At 59.4% G+C, this 19,792-nt stretch carries 20 protein-coding genes; 4 read left to right on the plus strand and 16 right to left on the minus strand.

The window, feature by feature from the left end; translation table 11 throughout:
• Positions 1 to 118: 118 nt before the first annotated feature.
• The 8 genes from ccoP (ACQ4OE_RS21205) to ccoN (ACQ4OE_RS21240) all read right to left on the minus strand — a co-directional run bounded on the left by ccoP (ACQ4OE_RS21205) (position 119) and on the right by ccoN (ACQ4OE_RS21240) (position 7,036).
• Positions 119 to 1,102, minus strand: coding sequence for a cytochrome-c oxidase, cbb3-type subunit III (ccoP, locus tag ACQ4OE_RS21205; RefSeq protein ID WP_016983131.1), 984 nt, complete (start codon positions 1,100 to 1,102; stop codon positions 119 to 121).
• A complete protein-coding gene (locus ACQ4OE_RS21210; protein WP_003175465.1) occupies positions 1,099 to 1,284 on the minus strand; it encodes a CcoQ/FixQ family Cbb3-type cytochrome c oxidase assembly chaperone in 186 nt (61 codons plus the stop codon). Before ACQ4OE_RS21210 ends, ccoP (ACQ4OE_RS21205) begins: the two co-directional genes overlap by 4 nt.
• Before the next feature lie 5 nt (positions 1,285 to 1,289).
• Positions 1,290 to 1,898, minus strand: a complete 609-nt coding sequence (gene ccoO, locus ACQ4OE_RS21215) for a cytochrome-c oxidase, cbb3-type subunit II (RefSeq protein ID WP_122592537.1) — start codon at positions 1,896 to 1,898, stop codon at positions 1,290 to 1,292.
• Positions 1,898 to 3,340: a cytochrome-c oxidase, cbb3-type subunit I gene (gene ccoN / locus ACQ4OE_RS21220; RefSeq protein WP_034152833.1), complete on the minus strand. Its 1,443-nt coding sequence runs from the start codon at positions 3,338 to 3,340 to the stop codon at positions 1,898 to 1,900. The genes ccoO (ACQ4OE_RS21215) and ccoN (ACQ4OE_RS21220) overlap by 1 nt, the downstream gene beginning before the upstream one ends.
• A 481-nt stretch (positions 3,341 to 3,821) precedes the next feature.
• Entirely contained in the window at positions 3,822 to 4,775 is a 954-nt protein-coding gene (ccoP, locus tag ACQ4OE_RS21225; protein ID WP_430947791.1) for a cytochrome-c oxidase, cbb3-type subunit III, read from the minus strand.
• Positions 4,772 to 4,987, minus strand: coding sequence for a cbb3-type cytochrome oxidase subunit 3 (locus tag ACQ4OE_RS21230; protein WP_430947792.1), 216 nt, complete (start codon positions 4,985 to 4,987; stop codon positions 4,772 to 4,774). The genes ccoP (ACQ4OE_RS21225) and ACQ4OE_RS21230 overlap by 4 nt, the downstream gene beginning before the upstream one ends.
• A gap of 5 nt (positions 4,988 to 4,992) precedes the next feature.
• Positions 4,993 to 5,601: a cytochrome-c oxidase, cbb3-type subunit II gene (ccoO, locus tag ACQ4OE_RS21235; RefSeq protein WP_430947793.1), complete on the minus strand. Its 609-nt coding sequence runs from the start codon at positions 5,599 to 5,601 to the stop codon at positions 4,993 to 4,995.
• Positions 5,602 to 5,611: 10 nt separating this feature from the next.
• Positions 5,612 to 7,036, minus strand: a complete 1,425-nt coding sequence (gene ccoN, locus ACQ4OE_RS21240) for a cytochrome-c oxidase, cbb3-type subunit I (protein WP_217850964.1) — start codon at positions 7,034 to 7,036, stop codon at positions 5,612 to 5,614.
• Positions 7,037 to 7,131: 95 nt separating this feature from the next.
• Here ccoN (ACQ4OE_RS21240) and ACQ4OE_RS21245 point away from each other — a divergent pair, with 95 nt between their 5' ends.
• Together ACQ4OE_RS21245 and ACQ4OE_RS21250 are read left to right on the plus strand one after the other, a co-directional pair.
• Positions 7,132 to 7,809 carry an alpha/beta family hydrolase gene (locus ACQ4OE_RS21245; RefSeq protein ID WP_430947806.1) on the plus strand — a complete coding sequence of 226 codons (678 nt, stop codon included), beginning with the start codon at positions 7,132 to 7,134 and terminating at the stop codon, positions 7,807 to 7,809.
• A gap of 963 nt (positions 7,810 to 8,772) precedes the next feature.
• Positions 8,773 to 9,138, plus strand: a complete 366-nt coding sequence (locus tag ACQ4OE_RS21250; RefSeq protein WP_430947794.1) for a DUF6124 family protein — start codon at positions 8,773 to 8,775, stop codon at positions 9,136 to 9,138.
• A 56-nt stretch (positions 9,139 to 9,194) separates the two neighbouring features.
• On the opposite strand, the gene ACQ4OE_RS21255 is transcribed toward ACQ4OE_RS21250, so the two are convergent.
• The 4 genes from ACQ4OE_RS21255 to inhA form a co-directional block, all read right to left on the minus strand.
• A complete protein-coding gene (locus tag ACQ4OE_RS21255) occupies positions 9,195 to 9,668 on the minus strand; it encodes a hypothetical protein (protein WP_430947795.1) in 474 nt (157 codons plus the stop codon).
• 390 nt (positions 9,669 to 10,058) lie between these two features.
• The gene (locus ACQ4OE_RS21260; protein ID WP_430947796.1) at positions 10,059 to 11,624 is read right to left on the minus strand and encodes a methyl-accepting chemotaxis protein; all 1,566 of its coding nucleotides are present in this window, start codon (positions 11,622 to 11,624) and stop codon (positions 10,059 to 10,061) included.
• Between the two features lie 102 nt (positions 11,625 to 11,726).
• Positions 11,727 to 12,518 (minus strand): lysostaphin resistance A-like protein, encoded by a 792-nt coding sequence (locus ACQ4OE_RS21265; protein ID WP_430947797.1) that lies wholly within the window; start codon positions 12,516 to 12,518, stop codon positions 11,727 to 11,729.
• A 232-nt stretch (positions 12,519 to 12,750) separates the two neighbouring features.
• Complete coding sequence (inhA, locus tag ACQ4OE_RS21270) at positions 12,751 to 13,437, minus strand: isonitrile hydratase (protein ID WP_430947798.1); 687 nt, start codon at positions 13,435 to 13,437, stop codon at positions 12,751 to 12,753.
• Between the two features lie 89 nt (positions 13,438 to 13,526).
• Here inhA and ACQ4OE_RS21275 point away from each other — a divergent pair, with 89 nt between their 5' ends.
• Positions 13,527 to 14,498, plus strand: a complete 972-nt coding sequence (locus ACQ4OE_RS21275) for a GlxA family transcriptional regulator (protein WP_430947799.1) — start codon at positions 13,527 to 13,529, stop codon at positions 14,496 to 14,498.
• Positions 14,499 to 14,552: 54 nt separating this feature from the next.
• Positions 14,553 to 15,653, plus strand: coding sequence for a hypothetical protein (locus tag ACQ4OE_RS21280; RefSeq protein WP_430947800.1), 1,101 nt, complete (start codon positions 14,553 to 14,555; stop codon positions 15,651 to 15,653).
• A gap of 164 nt (positions 15,654 to 15,817) precedes the next feature.
• On the opposite strand, the gene ACQ4OE_RS21285 is transcribed toward ACQ4OE_RS21280, so the two are convergent.
• The 4 genes from ACQ4OE_RS21285 to ACQ4OE_RS21300 form a co-directional block, all read right to left on the minus strand.
• On the minus strand, positions 15,818 to 16,450 hold the full coding sequence (locus tag ACQ4OE_RS21285; RefSeq protein ID WP_430947801.1) for a BRCT domain-containing protein: 633 nt from the start codon (positions 16,448 to 16,450) through the stop codon (positions 15,818 to 15,820).
• 13 nt (positions 16,451 to 16,463) lie between these two features.
• Complete coding sequence (locus ACQ4OE_RS21290) at positions 16,464 to 16,853, minus strand: hypothetical protein (RefSeq protein ID WP_430947802.1); 390 nt, start codon at positions 16,851 to 16,853, stop codon at positions 16,464 to 16,466.
• Positions 16,854 to 17,107: 254 nt separating this feature from the next.
• Positions 17,108 to 18,934, minus strand: coding sequence for a glycoside hydrolase family 15 protein (locus tag ACQ4OE_RS21295; RefSeq protein WP_430947803.1), 1,827 nt, complete (start codon positions 18,932 to 18,934; stop codon positions 17,108 to 17,110).
• A complete protein-coding gene (locus ACQ4OE_RS21300) occupies positions 18,927 to 19,727 on the minus strand; it encodes a glucose 1-dehydrogenase (protein ID WP_430947807.1) in 801 nt (266 codons plus the stop codon). Before ACQ4OE_RS21300 ends, ACQ4OE_RS21295 begins: the two co-directional genes overlap by 8 nt.
• Positions 19,728 to 19,792: the final 65 nt, after the last annotated feature.

Below are 19,792 nucleotides of genomic sequence, written 5' to 3' on the forward strand. Positions count from 1 at the left end.
CTATCTGGAAAGACGACAACCGCCGAGTATCACCGCCGGTCGCGCAATCGATGACTGCAAACAAAACGGCCCCGCCAATTCTCATTGGCGGGGCCGTTTGTTGTTTCAGGCGTTGGCCTTACTCGGCGTTCGCTTCCGGTGCTTTTTCACCGTGGGACAGGCTGTAAACATACGCGGCCAGCAGGTGCACCTTGTCGTTGCCCTGCAGTTGTTCCTGCGCAGGCATCTGGCCCTGACGGCCGTAACGGATGGTCTGCTGCAGTTGCGCGAAGCTCGAGCCGTAGATGAATGCGCCCGGGTGGGTCAGGTCAGGTGCGCCCATGGCGGGAGTGCCTTTGCCGGCCGGACCGTGGCAAGCCACGCAGTTGGCGGCGAACAGTTTGCCGCCATTTTCCGGGTCAGCCTTGGTGTCTTCCGGCAGTTTGCGGCCATCGAGTTTGGTCACGACGAATGCAGCGACGTCGGCAACGCCTTGCTCACCAATGACTTCAGCCCAGGCCGGCATCACCGCGTGACGACCGCCCATGATGGTGGTCTTGATGGTTTCCGGCTCGCCGCCCCAGCGCCAGTCGGCGTCGGTCAGGTTCGGGAAGCCGTAGGCACCCTTGGCGTCGGAACCGTGGCACACCGAGCAGTTGGAGGCGAACAGACGGCCACCCATTTTCAGTGCTTGCGGATCCTTGGCGACTTCTTCGATTGGCATCGCCGCGAATTTGGCGAAAATCGGACCGAACTTGGCGTCCGAGCGGGCCATTTCCTTTTCCCACTCGTGAACGCCGGTCCAGCCTGTCTGGCCGTTGGCGAACGCGGTCTGCTTGTCGTTATCGAGGTAGTTGTAGCCCGGCAGCAGGCCCTTCCAGTTGCCCAGACCCGGGTACAGCACCAGGTAACCCAGGGCAAAAATGATGGTGCCGACGAACAGCATGAACCACCATTTCGGCAATGGGTTGTCGTACTCCTCGATCCCGTCGAAGGAGTGCCCGACTGTCTCGTCCGTCTGCTCGCTGCGCTGGCCCTTGCGGGTCGACAGCAACAGCCAGGTCAGGGCGAAGATCGTACCGAGACTGAGGACTGTGACGTACAGACTCCAGAATGTAGTCATTCTTTGTTACTCCTAGAAGCTTGCTCGACGTGCTTGATGGCTTCGGGATCATCCGCAAAAGGCAACAAGGTTGCGTCTTCAAACTCCGACTTGCGCTTGGGGCTGAACACCCACAACGCCAGACCGATGAAGGCCACCATCACGACAACAGTGCCCAGGCCACGAATCATCCCGATATCCATCCAGATCACCGTTTGCTTTTGATGATGGTGCCCAGGCCTTGCAGATAGGCCACCAGCGCGTCCATTTCGGTTTTGCCCTTCACGGCATCCCTGGCCCCGGCGATGTCTTCGTCGGTGTAAGGGACGCCGAGCGTGCGCAAGACTTCCATTTTTTTGGCCGTCTCTTTGCCGTCGAGCTTGTTTTCCACGAGGAACGGGTAAGCCGGCATTTTCGACTCGGGCACCACGTTGCGCGGGTTGTACAAGTGCGCGCGGTGCCAGTCATCGGAGTAACGACCGCCGACACGGGCCAGGTCCGGACCGGTACGCTTGGAGCCCCACAGGAACGGGTGATCCCAGACGCTTTCGCCGGCAACGGAGTAGTGGCCATAGCGTTCGGTTTCAGCGCGGAACGGACGGATCATCTGCGAGTGGCAGCCGACACAACCGTTGGCGATATAAACGTCGCGGCCTTCCAGTTCCAGGGCGGGGCGGGGCTTCATGCCTTCGACCGGCTTGTTGGTGACGTCCTGGAAAAACAGCGGAACGATTTGGGTCAGGCCGCCAACACTGACGGCGATGACCATGAAGAAGGCCAGCAGGCCAATATTCTTCTCGACAGCTTCATGCTTCATCAGTGAGCTCCAACGACAGCGATCTGGGCAGCGGCTTCAGCTTCAACCGGGTTCGAGGCGCGCACGGTGCGCCAGACGTTGTAAGCCATCAGGAACATGCCGCTGGCGAAGAACGCACCGCCCAAGGCACGGACGATGTAGCCCGGGTGGCTGGCCTGCAGCGCTTCAACGAACGAGTAGGTGAGGGTGCCGTCGTCGTTGATTGCACGCCACATCAGGCCCTGAGTGATGCCGTTGACCCACATCGACGCGATGTACAGCACGGTGCCGATGGTCGCGAGCCAGAAGTGCGCGTTGATCAGGCCGACGCTGTGCATCTGCGCACGACCGAACAGGCGCGGAATCATGTGGTAGATCGCGCCAATCGAGATCATCGCGACCCAGCCCAGAGCGCCGGCGTGTACGTGGCCGATGGTCCAGTCGGTGTAGTGCGAGAGGGAGTTGACGGTCTTGATCGCCATCATCGGACCTTCGAAGGTCGACATGCCGTAGAACGCCAGTGACACCACGAGGAAGCGCAGGATCGGGTCGGTGCGCAACTTATGCCAAGCGCCCGAGAGGGTCATCATGCCGTTGATCATGCCGCCCCAGCTTGGCGCCAAGAGAATGATCGACATCGCCATGCCCAGCGATTGTGCCCAATCCGGCAGGGCGGTGTAGTGCAGGTGGTGCGGGCCGGCCCAGATGTACAAGGTGATCAGGGCCCAGAAGTGCACGATCGACAGGCGATAGGAGTAGATCGGACGTTCGGCTTGTTTCGGCACGAAGTAATACATCATCCCGAGGAAACCGGTGGTCAGGAAGAAACCCACGGCGTTGTGGCCGTACCACCACTGGATCATCGCGTCGGTCGCGCCCGAGTAGGCGGAGTAGGACTTGAACAGGTTCACCGGCAGCGACATGTGGTTGACGATGTGCAGCATCGCGGTCACGACGATGAACGCGCCGTAGAACCAGTTACCCACATAGATGTGCTTGGTTTTGCGCTTGGTGATGGTGCCGAAGAACACCAGACCGTAGGTGACCCAGACAATGGCCAGCAAAATGGCGATCGGCCATTCCAGTTCCGCGTATTCCTTGGTAGTGGTGTAACCCAGCGGCAAGGTAATGATCGCGCCGACGATCACCGCTTGCCAGCCCCAGAAGGTGAAGGCGGCAAGGCTGTCGGAGATCAGTCGCGTCTGGCAGGTTCGCTGCACGACATAGTAGGAAGTGGCAAACAGTGCACAACCACCGAAGGCGAAAATCACCAGGTTTGTGTGCAACGGGCGCAGGCGTCCAAAGCTCGTCCACGGCAGACCGAAGTTCAACTCCGGCCAAACCAGTTGCGAGGCGATGAAGACACCGAGCCCCATGCCAAGGATCCCCCAGACCACCGTCATGATGGCGAACTGGCGGACTACCTTATAGTTATAAGCAGTCGGACTGATTGCTGTGCTCATTCTAAGGTTCCACGGTTTTGGTGTTTTATTAGGATTAAAATCGGTCGCAAGTATGCAGAGAGCAGGGGGTCAATGCAACGCGCCATGACCTGAGTCAATGCTTTCCAACGCTGATTCTGCGGCCTTTCCATGCGCCACGTAAGGACAAAATTGACCTCTGACAAAATGTCGCAGCGGACGAAATTAGCGAGGGGTTCAGGTCACGCGTGACGAGGGATGTTCGAACGGCCAGTTCGGGTGATGAATGGCAATCGGCACGACAGCCGGTATCTACCGGCCTTTGCGGCGAATCTGTCAGCCAATTCATCGAACACATCGCTCGGGGTCGACCTGGAACCGGCACGAGCCAGTCCGCATCGAGCAAGCGTAGACCCGAATTCGGGGAACCGAAAGGAGAGCGTGCGAAGGGGTGCGACAATGCGTCGCAAAGGGGCAGGAAACTGCCGCACGGTAAAACGTGCGGCAAAGTTGTATGCAATGACTATTTGTTACTGTCTTCAGTAACGAGCTTTTCTGTATTCAATCCATGGCTAAGGCTGTACACATAAGCCGCCAATAATTGCACCTTGTCATTACCCAGCAGTTCGTTCTGCGCCGGCATGTGACCCTGACGGCCATGACGGATGGTCTGTTCGAGTTGGGTGAGGCTGGTGCCATAGATAAATCCGGCCGGGTGCGTCAGATTCGGCGCACCCATGGCTTCAGTGCCCTGGCCGTTTGCCCCATGACAGGCTACGCACGTGGTGCTGAACGCCTGCTGTCCGGCTTGCAGGTCAGCCTTGTTGTCAGCGGGCAACGGCAGACCGGCCAGTTCGTGACGCACGTACGCCGCGACGTTTTTCACCCCGGCTTCACCGAGCACTTCGCCCCAGGCCGGCATCGCCGCCACCCGGCCCGCCATGATGGTGGTCTTGATGGTCTCGGCGTCGCCGCCCCAGCGCCAGTCGCTGTCGGCGAGGTTAGGGAAACCGAACGCGCCTTTGGCGTCGGAGCCGTGGCATACCGAGCAGTTGGAGGCGAACAAGCGGCCACCCATTTTCAGCGCCTGTGGATCCTTCGCCACTTCTTCCACCGGCATGGCGGCGAACTTGGCGAAGATCGGGCCGAATTTGGCGTCGGCCTTGTTCATTTCCTTCTCCCACTCGTGCACACCGGTCCAGCCATCCTCGTAACCCGGCAGGATGCCTTTCCAGTTGCCCAGACCCGGATACAGAATCAGATAGCCCACGGAAAACACCAGCGTGCCGGCGAACAGCATGAACCACCACTGCGGCAACGGGTTGTCGTACTCCTCGATGCCGTCGAAGCTGTGGCCCATGGTCTGGTCGACGCTGCCCTTGGTCTCGCCCCGGCGGGTGCCGATCAGCAGCCATGTCAGGCCGATCAGGCTGCCGATGGTCAGTACGCAGATCCACGTACTCCAGAAGGTGGTCATGGCCGGGTACTCCTTGGTTCAGGTGCTTGGGTTGTTTCACATGCGGGGGTAGTGTCGGGCTGTGGCTCGTCGGCGAAGGGCAGCAGACGTGCTTCGGCGAATTCCGGCGTGCGCTTGCGGTTGAACACCCACAGGGTCAAACCGACGAAGGCGACGAACACCACGACCGTGCCGAGGCCGCGAATCAGGCCTGCACTCATCTCAATCATCATCGTGCTCACCTCTTGCTCTTGATCGCAGTGCCGAGCACTTGCAGGTAGGCGACGAGGGCGTCCATTTCAGTCTTGCCCTTGAGGCTGGCGACCGCGCCGGCGATGTCGTCATCGGTATACGGCACGCCGAGGGTGCGCATGACGTTGAGCTTGGTTTCGGTGTGGCTGCTGTCGACCGCTTGCGTGACCAGCCATGGGTAGGCCGGCATTTTCGATTCCGGTACGACGTTGCGCGGGTTGTACAAGTGCGCGCGGTGCCAGTCATCCGAGTAGCGCGCGCCGACCCGGGCGAGGTCCGGCCCGGTACGTTTCGAGCCCCACAGGAACGGGTGATCCCAAACGCTTTCGCCCGCCACCGAGTAGTGCCCGTAGCGTTCGGTTTCGGCGCGGAACGGGCGGATCATCTGCGAGTGGCAACCGACGCAGCCTTCGCGGATATAGATGTCGCGACCTTCCAGTTGCAGCGCGGTGTAGGGCTTCATGCCTTCCACCGGTTTGTTGGTGACGTCCTGGAAGAACAGCGGGACGATTTGGGTCAGGCCGCCGATGCTCACGGCAAGCACCATGAGCAACATCAACAGGCCGACGTTCTTTTCAATCGTTTCGTGTTTCATGGTCGACTCCTCAGGCCATCTGCGCGGCAGCAACGACGTCAGCAGGCTGCGAGGCCCGCACGGTGCGCCAGGTGTTGTAAGCCATCAGGAACATACCGCTGAGGAAGATCGCCCCACCAATCAGCCGCACGACGAAGCCTGGGTGGCTGGCCACCAGGGTTTCGACGAAGGAGTAGGTCAGCGTGCCGTCCTCGTTCACCGCACGCCACATCAGGCCTTGGGCGATACCGTTGACCCACATCGACGCGATGTACAGCACGGTGCCGATGGTCGCGAGCCAGAAGTGCGCGTTGATCAGTCCGACGCTGTGCATCTGCGCCTTGCCGAAGATTTTCGGGATCATGTGGTACAGCGCGCCGATGGAAATCATCGCCACCCAACCGAGGGCGCCAGCGTGAACGTGGCCGATGGTCCAGTCGGTGTAGTGGGAGAGGGCGTTGACGGTCTTGATCGCCATCATCGGCCCTTCGAAGGTCGACATGCCGTAGAACGCCAGCGAGACCACGAGGAAACGCAGGATCGGGTCGCTGCGCAACTTATGCCAGGCGCCCGAGAGGGTCATCATGCCGTTGATCATGCCGCCCCAGCTCGGTGCCAGCAGGATCAGCGACATCACCATGCCCAGCGACTGCGCCCAGTCCGGCAGCGCGGTGTAGTGCAAGTGGTGCGGGCCGGCCCAGATGTACAGGGTGATCAAAGCCCAGAAGTGCACGATCGACAGGCGATACGAATACACCGGGCGCTCGGCCTGTTTCGGCACGAAGTAGTACATCATCCCGAGGAAACCGGCGGTAAGGAAAAAGCCCACGGCGTTGTGGCCGTACCACCATTGCACCATGGCGTCGGTTGCACCGGCGTACACCGAGTAGGACTTGGTGAAGCTCACCGGCAACTCAAGGTTGTTGACGATGTGCAGAATCGCCACGGTGATGATGAACGCGCCGAAGAACCAGTTGCCCACATAAATGTGTTTGGTTTTGCGCTGCATGATCGTGCCGAAGAACACGATGGCGTAGGCGACCCAGACGATGGTGATCAGGATGTCGATCGGCCATTCCAGCTCGGCGTATTCCTTGGAACTGGTGTAACCCAGTGGCAGGCTGATGGCCGCCAATAGGATCACCAGTTGCCAGCCCCAGAAGCAGAACGCGGCGATTTGTGGTGCAAACAATTGGGTCTGGCAGGTGCGTTGCACCGAGTAGAACGAACTGGCGAACAGCGCACAGCCGCCGAACGCGAAGATCACCGCGTTGGTGTGCAGCGGGCGCAGACGGCCGAAACTGGTCCAGGGCAAATTGAAGTTGAGTTCGGGCCAGACCAATTGGGCCGCGAGAAAAACCCCGAGCCCCATGCCGACGATGCCCCACACCACCGTCATAATGGCGAATTGGCGGACCACCTTGTAGTTGTAGGCGGTACTGATAGAAGTGTTCATGGTTCCCCATCCACGGTTCAGCCGAAGTGAGCGCGCGCAAGACACGCGACGAATCCTTCGTCTGGAGTTATAGGCAGACTAAAAGCGAGGCAAGCATGGACAAACAGCACAAGGCCAGTATTGACGGGGATCAATGGGCGCAGTGCGTGCTCGATCATGGATGGCTCTGGAACGCCGCCAGTGGTGAGGCTTCGGCAACGTTGATCCTCGCCCACGGTGCTGGTGCGCCGATGGATAGCGAGTGGATGAACGATATGGCTGGGCGCCTTGCTGCACTGGGCGTGAACGTGTTGCGGTTTGAGTTTGCGTATATGGCGCAGCGGCGGGTGGACGGGGTGAAGCGACCGCCGAATCCTGCTGCGAAATTGCAGGAATGCTGGCGTGAGGTGTATGCCGAGGTGCGACGTCATGTCACCGGGGTTTTGGCCATTGGTGGGAAGTCGATGGGTGGGCGGATGGCCAGTTTGCTTGCTGATGAGTTGGGGGCTGATGCGCTGGTGTGTCTGGGCTATCCGTTTTATGCAGTGGGTAAACCGGAGAAGCCTCGGGTTGAGCATTTGGCTGGTTTGCAGACGCGGACGTTGATTGTGCAGGGGGAGCGGGATGCGCTGGGCAATCGAGAGGCGGTTGAGGGTTATGCGTTAGCGCCGGGGATTGAGGTGTTTTGGTTGGCGGCGGGGGATCATGATTTGAAGCCGTTGAAGGTTTCGGGGTTTACCCATGAACAGCATTTGGCCAGTGCTGCGCAGAAGGTGGCTTCGTTTCTTCGGTGATTTGGGTGTATATCCGTTGCTGCGGTAACGGCTTCTTAGGGTTTCGCCCTTACGGCGACTGACTTTTTTTACAAACGCCTAAAAAAAGTAAGCAAAAAAACGCTTGCTCCTACGTGCGGCCCGCTCGCTGGGGCTCGGGGTCCCTTCGTTACGGGATCGATCCGGGCGCAGCGCCTACGGTTTGCTTCGCTGCACCTCCTCTCGCTGTGTTTGGCTTCGCCAAACGGTCGCTGCGCTCCCACGCCCGGATCAATCCCTCCACTCAGCCTTCCGACGTCGCCCGTGGATCAAGATCAAAAGCTGCAACCGAGCTAACGCTCATCCTGTGAGCGGTGAAAAGCGGATTGATGGGCGTTAGTTTTGTGGTGGATTCGCCCCCTCATCGGAACGCCGCCTGCCCAGCCCTCTCCCGAGGGAGAGGGAGCCGATTTTTGGGCTTTTCAGAATCTGATTTCGACTCGGTATTTCACGTCGGCGTAGCTCTCCCAAACCACTCGGTCAGTACCCTCTCCCTCCGGGAGAGGATTAGGGTGAGGTTGAGGGGCTATTTCGCTGACACGATAAAAAACTGGAAGCGCTATCTCTCCAGCATTTCCTCTGCGTAAACATGATTTTGTGAGCGCGTTTAAAGTACACGAACCGTTACGCCATCGGGCCTACAACACCTTGCGCCGTTGCCTACGCGTACGCCAGAATCCGCCGGCTTACGCAACCATAGCGCGGGCTATATCGTTTCCCTGCCACTGCCCATCAGTGGTCGGGTTTAGTAGCCCGTATGGTTTTAGTAAGTGCATAAAGTCCCATTAAGTCAGGCGAATTTGTCTGCACTCAATGGTGGCTGTGCTCAGGGCGCTTTCGAGCGCGCCGGTCTTGCTAATTCCTCCGGTCTACTAACCTGCGCACAGCCGCCACCCTTCTTTTAGTAGAGAACGGTCGCGGCCCTTGTTCAGGAATTAGATCTCTATGTTCAAAGCTACGCCAAATCCCCCGGGCACCGAGCCAGCCCCGCACGACCCAGCGCTCGAGTCTCAAAAGACCAAAGCAGCAACCGATCGCGCCCTCGACTACTACCTCAAGCCCGAAGCTCTAGCGGCGCCACCCATCCCGCTCAGGGTTCGACCCATCTATATCGTCGACCCCACGCTGGATGACGAAACGCTGATCGTTGAGGCCTGCGAATCACTGTCGTCGGCCAAAGCCATGGCCGGTAATATCGCCAACTCAATCGGCGGCCCGGAGCGCAAGCCACTGCTGGCGCTGCAACAGCTGATCATGCTGAATGAGTTACTGGTCAATCGACTATTGGACAGGCTCCGTCTACCTCAGTAGGCACCGATAATCGAGCGAGAGGGAGTTGCCCTCTCGCTGTGCATCATCAAGTGGATTTACAGATCCGTTCTGCTCAGTCTGAACGTGCCGTTTGGCCACAAACGATAACCCTCGGATTTGAACGCAGCGATGAAGTCGCCTCTAACGGTTCCGGTCGTGCGGTCGAGGCGGATGGTCAGTTCGGCGTCATCGGCATCGACGGTCTGAAATCCCTCGAACCCCGGCGGGGCAGGAATCGAGTGGATGTGCGAAACGTGCAGTCCCTGGCCATCACCGAGTTTGTAGGTGCACTCCAGCAAGTCAGTGTCCAGATAGGGCACGGTCAAATGGAATGCAAAAAAGTTCTGCTCCTGCCCGGAGCCGTTCGACCCACCGAAGACCCAGCTTTCATCGCCAGTGACTTCAGAGCGGTGATAAACAAACAGGCTTTGCCCGGCATGGATCGGTTCCGCTCCCAGGCTCCAGTGAAAATCATTGCCCGCAGGCTGAATCATGTTTTGTTTCGGGATGAATAAACGTGCTGCACTCATGCTGAAATCCTTCTCTGTTCGCAGTACTGAAAACAGGCGAAGCGCCTGCCTCCTCCATTCATAACGACTAACTAGCGCCCGTCGACTGTAAAAGCTGACAGCTAGACGCCGTTGTAGAAGTGTGAACGCAGGTTCTGAGCGAAAAAGTCAGCCTGATCCGAAGCCGTTGTAGGGTATGTCTCTACTGTCTGTCACCAGCCGATCGGGCCTCTTCGCGAGCAGGCTCGCTCCCACAATGGATCTTCAAACGGCATAAGTTCTATGCCAGGCAAAGACCCTGTGGGAGCGAGCCTGCTCGCGAAAGCGGCCGGCCAGACAACATCCATTCCAGACAGGCAACAAAAAACCCGGAAGCTCTCGCTCTCCGGGTTTTTGTTATCGCCAGTCCAGTCAGCGGTTAAACCGCTCCACCAACGAGTATTGAGTGTTGGCAGTCTTCGTCAGCTCTTCACTCAGCAACGCCGAGTTGTGCGCCTGTTCCGACGTCTGATCCGCCAACTCCGAGATATTGCTGATGTTGCGGCTGATCTCTTCAGCCACCGCACTTTGCTCTTCCGTCGCAGCGGCGATCTGCGTGGTCATGTCGGTGATGTTGGCCACCGCTTCGCTGATGCCGACCAACGCCTGATCCGCTTCCAGCACCCGCGCCACACCTTCTTCGGCCTGACGATGCCCGGCTTCCATGGTCTGTACCGCGCTGGAGGCAGTCTGCTGCAACTTGGCGATCAGGGCGTGAATCTGCCCGGTCGACTCGCTGGTGCGTTGCGCCAGTTGGCGAACTTCGTCAGCCACGACAGCAAAGCCACGGCCCATCTCGCCGGCACGCGCGGCTTCAATCGCAGCGTTGAGGGCCAGCAAGTTGGTCTGGTCGGCGATGCCTTTGATCACATCAACCACGCCGCCGATTTCGTCGCTGTCCTTGGCCAGTTGAGTCACGGTCAGGCCGGTTTCACCGACAACGACCGACAGACGCTGAATGGCTTCGCGGGTTTCGCCGGCGATGTCACGGCCACGACCGGTCAGGCGATTGGCTTCCTGAGTGGCGTCGGCGGTGCGCTGGACGTGGCTGGCGACTTCCTGAGTGGTGGCGGCCATCTGGTTGACGGCGGTGGCGACCTGTTCGGTTTCCACGCGTTGACGTTCCAGACCGCTGGAGCTGTTGTGCGCCAGGGCGTCGGACTGCTTGGCCTGATCGGTCAGGTGTTCGGCGGTGTCCTGCAGACGAGTCAGGCAGGTTTTCAGGCGTGCTTCCTGGCTGAGGATCGACATTTCCAGACGCGCCTGGGCGCCACGGCTGTCGGTGTACATCTGCGCGATCAACGGGTCTGAAGTGGTCTGCTCAGCCAGGCGCAACAGGCGCTTGAGCCCGCGTTGCTGCCATTGCAGGCCCATCAGGCCCAGCGGCACTGACAAACCGGCGGCGAGGGCGAAGCCCCACTGCGAGTTCAGGGTCGCGCCGATCACGAAACCCAGTTGGCTGACCAGAATGAACGGCAGCCAGTCTTGCAGCACCGGCAGCCATTTGTCGCTGGACGGGATCGCCGACTTGCCTTGGTTGATGCGTTGGTAGAGCGCTTCGGCACGGCGGATCTGTTCGGCGGTGGGTTTGATCCGCACCGACTCGTAACCGACCACCTGATTGCCGTCGAACACCGGTGTCACGTAGGCGTTAACCCAGTAATGGTCACCGTTCTTGCAGCGATTCTTGACAATGCCCATCCATGGCAAGCCTTGTTTCAGTGTGCCCCACATGTGCGAAAACACCGCCGCCGGGACGTCGGGGTGACGGACCAGGTTGTGCGGCGCACGGATCAGTTCTTCACCCGAAAACCCGCTGATTTCGACGAACGCGTCGTTGCAGTAGGTGATCACGCCCTTGGCGTCGGTTGTGGAAATCAACCGCTGCTGAGCCGGGAAAGTCCGTTCGCGTTGTGTAATAGGCTGGTTGTTACGCATGGTTTTTCAATCCGCAAGGCTTTGAAAGGTTGTCGGCGGTGACAGCTTTTTATTGAAATTTTTTTTCAGATTCAAGAATGCCGTCGCAAAACGGTCATTGCTTCAACCGGCGAGCATCGGATAGGAGAACAAGCCGAAATGCAGCAGGTTGAGCCCGAAATGCGTGGCAATCGCCGCGCCGAGTCCGCCAAAACGATAGGCCAGACCATAGCCGACCCCGGCCAGCCCTGCCAGCAACACCCAGGTCCAGCCTGCACCGGCGTGCACCAGGCCAAAGATCAGTGAGGCGAGCAGCAGCGCGAGGTTTTCACCGTAAGGCAGATGCTTGAAATGGCGACTGAGACCGCCCTGTATATAGCCGCGAAACAACGCCTCCTCGACCAACGTCACCAGCAGCAGGTTGTTCAGCACCCACAGCCACGCCTGATCCGGCCACTTCGGCGCCCAGGCGATCACGCCCATCAACAGCGCGCCACCGAGGGCCAGGATTGCGCTCAACGTGAGGGCGAGCGCGGTGGCGTAGACCGTCAGCCGCAACGAGCGCCGCGCGACAATCCACGGGCAGACCAGCAATAGCCAGAAACCAATCAGCGGTTTGTCCAGGTTGAGGTACATCGAATACCGCACCGCGTCGTCGCTGAACCGTTGCGGATCAATCGCCCGGCCATTGGCGAAGCCCGGCAACCAATGCAACGCCAAGGCCACCGCCAACACGATGAACAGGCCATGGCCGAGAAAACGCGCGACCGGCACTTTTTGCAGATGCACGGCAAAACCGGCGAACGCCAGCAGGCCAATGGAGATCAGTGCCAGCCAGCCGAGCTGGCCGTAGCTCAGTGCCAAACCGTAGCCTAGGCTGAGAAGCGCCAGATAGAGCCAAGGCAACGCCTTCATCGAAAGTCCCTGTGCAGAATTTGTGGAAAGGCTTTCTACACGGGTGAAGGCGGGGGGACAAGTGAAGCTGCGGCGGAATGTAGGGACGGCACACAAACCCTCGGCCACACACAATCCCATGTGGGAGCGAGCCTGCTCGCGAAAGCGGTGGGTCAGACAACATCAATGTCGACTGATCCGCCGTCTTCGCGAGCAGGCTCGCTCTCACATGGGATTTGTGTAGGGCTTGGGATCAGCTCAAGTTGAGTTTCGCCGCCGCACGCTCGGTTATTTCCGTACGCAGTTTCAGCGACGGCGCCGCCCGCAGTCGTGCTTCATCGACAATCGCACTCGGCGCACTGTCTGGGCTGCCCGAATTGAACGGCGGCGCCGGCGCATATTCGAGCTGCAACTGGATCAATTGCGCCGCGTCGGCACCGACCAATTCTTCCGCCAGCACCAAAGCGAAATCGATCCCCGCCGTGATCCCGCCACCGGTAAACAGATTGCCGTCGCGCACCACCCGATCCTTCACCGCAATCGCCCCCAGTGTCGGCAGCAAATCGTGATAAGCCCAATGCGTGGTCGCGCGTTTACCTTGCAGCAGACCCGCCGCGCCGAGCACCAGCGAGCCGGTGCACACCGAGGTCACATACCGCGCCTGAGCAGCCTGACGTTTGATGAACGCCAGCGTCTGCTCATCCTCCATCAACGGCCCGACGCCACCGCCGCCGGGCACGCAGATCACATCCAGATCCGGGCAATCTTCAAACGTGGTGGTTGGTTTCAGCAGCAGACCGGTGCTGGCGGTGACCGGCATCAGATCCTTCCAGATCAGATGCACCTGCACGCCTGGCAGCGAAGCGAGCACGTCGTAAGGCCCGGTCAGGTCGAGTTGCTGAACCTGGGGAAACAACAGAAAACCGATCTGCAGCGTCATCGTTCTTGCTCCATGAAAAAGGGTGGACGGCTCCACTGTAGACGGGTAGGTTCTGGCGCATACGCCAATAAGCCCACGAAATACGCCAAATGCCCAAAGCCATCCACGTACTCGCGTTTGCCAACATGCAGATCCTCGACGTCACCGGGCCGTTGCAGGTGTTCGCTTCGGCGAATGACCTCGCCCGTCAGCGCGGGCTGCCCGTTCCTTATGCACCGAGTGTCATCGCCAGCGGCGGCGGGGCGGTGATGTCCTCGGCAGGTTTGGCGGTGTTGGCCGAGCCGTTGCCGCAAGCACCCAGCGACACGCTGATCATTGCCGGCGGTTGGGGCATTTATCCGGCCGCTGAAGACGTGCCGCTGGTGGATTGGGTGCGCGAACATGCGGCGAAATGTCGGCGCGTAGCGTCAGTGTGCACCGGGGCATTTTTGCTCGCGGCCAGCGGCTGGCTCGATGGTCGTCGCGTCGTTACCCACTGGACCCGTTGCGAACAACTGGCCCAGCAGCATCCCAATCTGCACGTCGAGGCTAACCCGATTTTCATCAACGACGGCCCGGTGTGGACCTCGGCAGGTGTCACGGCGGGTATCGATCTGGCATTGGCGATGGTCGAGGAAGATCTCGGTAGCGACATCGCGTTGGACGTCGCCCGACACCTGGTGGTGTTCCTCAAGCGCCCGGGCGGGCAGTCGCAATTCAGCGTGACCTTGTCGCTGCAGAATCAGGGCAATCGCTTTGATCAGTTGCACGCGTGGATCGCCGAAAACCTGACCTGCGACCTCGGCGTCCCGACCCTCGCCGAGCAGGCCGGTATGAGCGAACGCAGTTTTATCCGCCATTACCGTGCCGACACCGGCCAGACGCCGGCGCGGGCCATCGAGCTGATTCGGGTGGAAACCGCACGGCGCCTGTTAAGCGACACCGGCCTGCCGGTCAAACGCATCGCTGCCAATTGCGGGTTTGGCAGTGAAGAAACCTTGCGCCGCAGTTTTCTACGGGCGATTGGCGTTACGCCGCAGGCTTATCGGGAGCGGTTTTCGGTGAGTGCTGCCGAGTCTTGAAGACAAAGGTATTCCTGCTCACACTGCCCGCAAATTATTTAGCATGGAGCTCGCATGACCTTAGGTGTTTCTTATGCCCTCAATCAGCGTCTTGTTGTGCTGGGGGACTTGCTGTTGTCGGGCAATGAACGTGAGCACGACGTTTGCATCCCGTCTGTGGGCGATGTGACTGAGGTTTTCCCCAAAGGCTCCGGATACTCAATTATTGGATTGACTCAAAAAGTCATTGTGATCTGTGATGACTTGGCTATAGCTTGGGCTGGGCATGAAATCGCGGCCACAATGGTGATCCGGGAGCTTCGGGATCTCGCTGTCACGGGGCTGACTCCGCAGTCCCTCAGTGCGTTTCTGCAGCAGCTGCCGGAAGACTTGAAGGGGCTGGACCTGCAGCTGACGGGATTTTTTGTATACGAGAAAGAGCCTTATCTGATCGATTTCAAGGCCGACGCCGTCGACACACCGCATTGCTCATATTTGCAAGTAATTGGCACAGGAGCACCGGTATTCGAAAAAATGCTCGCCCAGTGCCAATTGGAAATGGGAGCCCGCCGGGGGGTCGACGCCGAGCGAGGCGACTTCCTGGTCACCACGATGGCATTTGCCGGCCTGCTGCTGGAGCTGGAGTTGAAAAGCAAGACAACCTCGTTGCACAGCTATTTCGGGGGTGGGTACGAAGTGGTGTTGGGAGAAGCAGGGGCTTTTCGCAAGCTGGATGACGTGACCCATGTTTATTGGAATGTTCAGGTGAGCGCGGATGGTGTGGGTATCTCCAAACCGTTCCATATTCAGAAACAGTTCTATCGGGATCGCAACTTGATGATCATGCCAGTCCGCTTTCCTGCGCAAGACTCAGATCAACAAGCAATTACGTGCAACGAACTTTACGTGGTTCAAGAACCGGGAGGCGTATGGGATGCGCAGGAAATCAATACTGATGACTTGCCGTCTTACAACTCTCGTAGTACCTGCCATTTTTTTATACAGGGCGAGACGGCGCAGGTATTCACCCGGTATCAGTACCGTGAAGATCCGCAGGACAATGATTTGAGGATTATTGAGACGGCCAAGGGCATGAGGTTGGAAATCCGCAAATCGTTCTTCGAAACAATTGCCTCGACGCTTCAGAAGGATCCGCGATGGCAACTGTCGGTGTGACGATCAAACCTGCAAAACGTCCCGTGCAGACTCCCAGGCATGGCGTCAAACACCACTAGACCATTCGCCGGCAGCAGGTCCATTGCGTATGGGGTCGCTTCGCAACCCGGCGGGAGCAAGCTCCCTCGCCACGGGGAGCGGCACGTGTCGGCGTCAGTTCTTGGTTAGCCGAACAGCACCTTTTGCCAATACTCTTCGCCGATGATTGCAATTGGTACGCCGCTGTTTCTAAGTTCTACGGCCTTCTTGATTTTGGTGCCGTAAGAGCTGTGAAGCCACTGATCATTGCCGATGCTGCCCACTACCAGATAGTGAATCTTTTTGCTGACGGAACCGCCAATAAGTCCACCACGCTCGATGATCTGCGATTCACACTCCTTTCGGGGTCCATAGGCCATGATGCCTGTAAAGAGGAATACCCGGTCAACCAGGCATAACTCCGGGGCCGGGTGGTCGAGAGGCAGACTGGTAGACGCTGTATGGGTTAGTTCGACGCCGACCGGTAACCCCGTGAACTGATGGAGCATTTCCAGCAATTCCACGGACTCTTCGGCGTCCAGTGCGCCGTCGTTAAGCATGTCGGACAAGCGTCGATAAAGGATATTCACGACTGGATCGCTCAAGTGCACCAGATGCGTTTCGATCCATGTCTTTAGAAACTCGGCCTCTTGCTGATTGATCTTGCCGTCGGCGGCAAGTCCGGCGGCAATACCAACCAGTGCGTCGGCTGAGCGACGGTCGATCCTGGCCTGGTGAAAGAAAACGCTGTTTTGAAATTCCTGATGCAAATCGACCATCGCTGACTTCCCCTTAAGCCTCGGCTTCCGCCACCTGATTGAAATATTTCGTCCGATCCGGCGTAAACGTGACGACCATCTTCGTCCGCGAACAGGTCAGGGAGCGCTCTTCAGTGAGATCAATACTCAGATCTTCGCCACGCAAACCCTGCCACTGCGCCAGGTATTTCAGCGAACCGTACTTTTGGTTTTTCTTCAAGCTGCGGCTCACGCCACCTTTCCAGCCCAGCACCGGCAGTTCATCGGCCAGGCAGCGTTGGGCGAGTTCGGGGAAACGGGTGGCGCGCTGGCGGCCGATTTCCCAGCACTTGATCAGGCCTTTGTCGGCGTCTTCCCAGAGTTGAGTGCGGGTGAGGCCGGTGCGCAGAGGCGTGGAATGGGGGCGGTGAACGTGGTGAGTCATTCTGCTTCCTTGAGTTCGGGTTTTGTTGGACAGCTCCGCTGTGCCCGTTGCGGTGGATGGTAGGGGTGGATGTCACTACTGGCAACAAGGTATTTCGGGGTGTAAGTGCAAGTTGCAGGGGGGGACTTGCAGCACAGTTGTTGAGTCTTTGTAAGCCATTGCCGCGCAGACGGGGCGTACTCCCCGTCAGATGTAGGCGGGGGGACTACTGATGCGCGGCGGCTAGAGAAATTTCCGACAGCCTCTGATGGCAATTACGGCTGCCACTCACTCTTTTCCCCACTCAAACGTCGATCCAGAAAACTCGCCGCACTGATCAACGCCAGGTGCGTCAGCGCTTGCGGTGTATTGCCCAGATGCCGGCCGTGGCTGTCGAATTCCTCGGCATACAAACCAAGGGGATTGGCGTAACGCAGCAATTGCTCGAATTCCAGATGGGCTTTTTCCACTTGGCCGGCGCGGGCCAGGCATTCGACGTACCAGAACGAACACGCGGCAAACGCGCCCTCGGTCCCGGTCAACCCATCGATATTGGCGTCGTCGTTGCGATAGCGGTAAACCATGCCGTCGCGCACCAAATGCTGCTCGATGGCCTTCAGGGTCGACAGCCAGCGCGGGTCCTTGGCACTGACGAAACGCACCAGCGGCATCAGCAGCATCGAGCCGTCGAGCGCCGTGCCACCTTTGTACTGGACGAAATGTCCGCGCTCTTCATCCCAGAAGTTGTCCCAGATATCGTTGTAAATCGCCTGTCGCGTTTGGTCCCACTGCGCGAAGGGTGCGGGCAGCGAGCGCTTCGAAGCCAGGCGAATGGCCCGGTCCAGCGCCACCCAGCACATCAGTCGCGAGTGCAGAAAGTGATGCTGCTCGCCGCGCATTTCCCAGATGCCTACGTCCTTGGTCTGCCACGTCTCACAGACTTGATCGACGACTTCGCGCACGTGTTTCCAGCCTTCGTGGGAAATCGCGTCGCCGTACTTGTTGACCAGATACACCGCATCCATCAACTCGCCAAAGATATCCAGCTGAATCTGGTCATACGCGCCATTGCCGATGCGCACCGGTTTTGCGCCGCCGTGCCCGGACAGGTGATCCAGTTCGGTCTCAGGCAATTCCTGTTGGCCGTCGATGCCGTACAGGATGTTGAGCTTGACCGGTTGCCCGTGACAGTCGCTGACCCGTCCGCGCAGCCAGCCCATGTACGCGTTTGCTTCGCTGACGAAACCCAGGCGCATGAACGCGTACACGGTGAACGAGGCATCGCGGATCCACGTGTAGCGGTAGTCCCAGTTGCGCTCGCCGCCCGGCGTTTCCGGCAGGCCGAACGTGGCAGCGGCGAGGATCGCGCCGTGTTTGCGCGAGGTCAGCAACTTGAGCGCGAGGGCCGAGCGATTGACCATTTCGCGCCAGCGTCCGCGGTAGATGGACTGGCCAAGCCAGTCGCGCCAGAACTTCAGCGTACGTTCCATGCACAGCTGCGCGGCGCCCTCTTCGAAACGTGGATCGTCTGCGCCACCGAGCAGAAATGCGGCGGTCTGATCCTGCTTCAACGTGAAGGAAGCGACCGCCGCCTCGGTATCAATCTGCAGCGCTTGATCGGAGGACAGGCGCAACGACGGCTGACCCTCGGCGCTGAAAATCACGGTCTGTTCGTCCATCCGCGCCCGCGTTTCAGCTCGGGCGTAATCGTGGCGCACCGCGCAGCGCACGTGAAAAGTCGCCTCGCCGCTGACCACGCGAACCCGGCGCATCAGCAGCGGCAGGGCGTCGTCATTGTCGCCAATAGGCAGCAGATCGGTGACTTCGACCACCGCGCGCTCACTCAGCCAGCGAGTCTGCAAAACGTTGGTGTCGGGCAGGTAAATCTGCTCGCGGCGCGCATCGGGCAAGTCCGGCGTGATCTGGAAAATCCCGGCCTCGGGCGTGTCCAGCAATGCGCAGAAAATCGACGGACTGTCGAATTCCGGCCAGCAGAAAAAATCCACGCTGCCGCGATCATTGACCAGCGCTGCACTGCGCATGTCGCCAATGATGCCGTGGGCGTCGATGGGGCTTTGTCGTTCGAGGTGATGCTCAGCCATTGCCGCGAAACTCCGGATAGAGGCTCATGCCGCCGTCGATGAACAGGGTGGTGCCGACGATGTAGTCGGAGGCGTCGGAGGCGAGGAAGACGACTGCGTTGGCGACGTCTTCGACATCACCGATGCGGCCGTAGGGAATCAGTTTGAGCAGGTCTTGTTCAGCCTCGCCGGTCGTCGCCGCTGCATTGATCGGCGTACGAATCGCCCCAGGCGCAATGCCGTTGATACGAATCCGTTGATGGCTGACTTCCTGCGCAAGGGTCTGCATCAACTGATCGACGCCACCTTTGGACGCGGCGTAATTGACATGGCCGGCCCAGGGGATGCGTTGATGCACCGAACTCATATGGATGATCTTGCCGGCCGCGCGGGACACGCCTTCACGAATACCTTGGCGATTGAAAATCCGCAGGGCGGCGCGGGCGCAGAGGAACTGGCCCGTGAGGTTGACGCCGATCACCGCATTCCAGTCGTCCAGCGACATATCCACAGCGGCGGCGTCTTTTTGCAGGCCGGAATTGGCGATCAGAATATCCAGCGAGCCGAAGGCCTCGACGGTCTCGGCGAACAGTCGCTCAACCTCGTCTTCCTTCGAGACATCGGCGCCGATGGCCAACGCTTGCCCACCGTCGGCGATGATCTGCCGGGCCAGCGCTTCGGCCGGTTCGGCCTGACGGTTGTAGTTGATGACGACTGCGGCGCCGGCAGCGGCGAGGGCTTTGGCGGCGGCGTGGCCGATGCCGGAACTGGCGCCGGTGACAAGGGCCACTTGGCCGGTGAGGGAGATTTGCATGCAGGGTCGCGCCTTGAGTGAGGGCTTATTAAGCTGACCGGCGGCGAGCAGTGAGAGTTCAGCTC

The organism is Pseudomonas sp. WC2, assembly GCF_050586545.1.
Lineage (GTDB): Bacteria > Pseudomonadota > Gammaproteobacteria > Pseudomonadales > Pseudomonadaceae > Aquipseudomonas.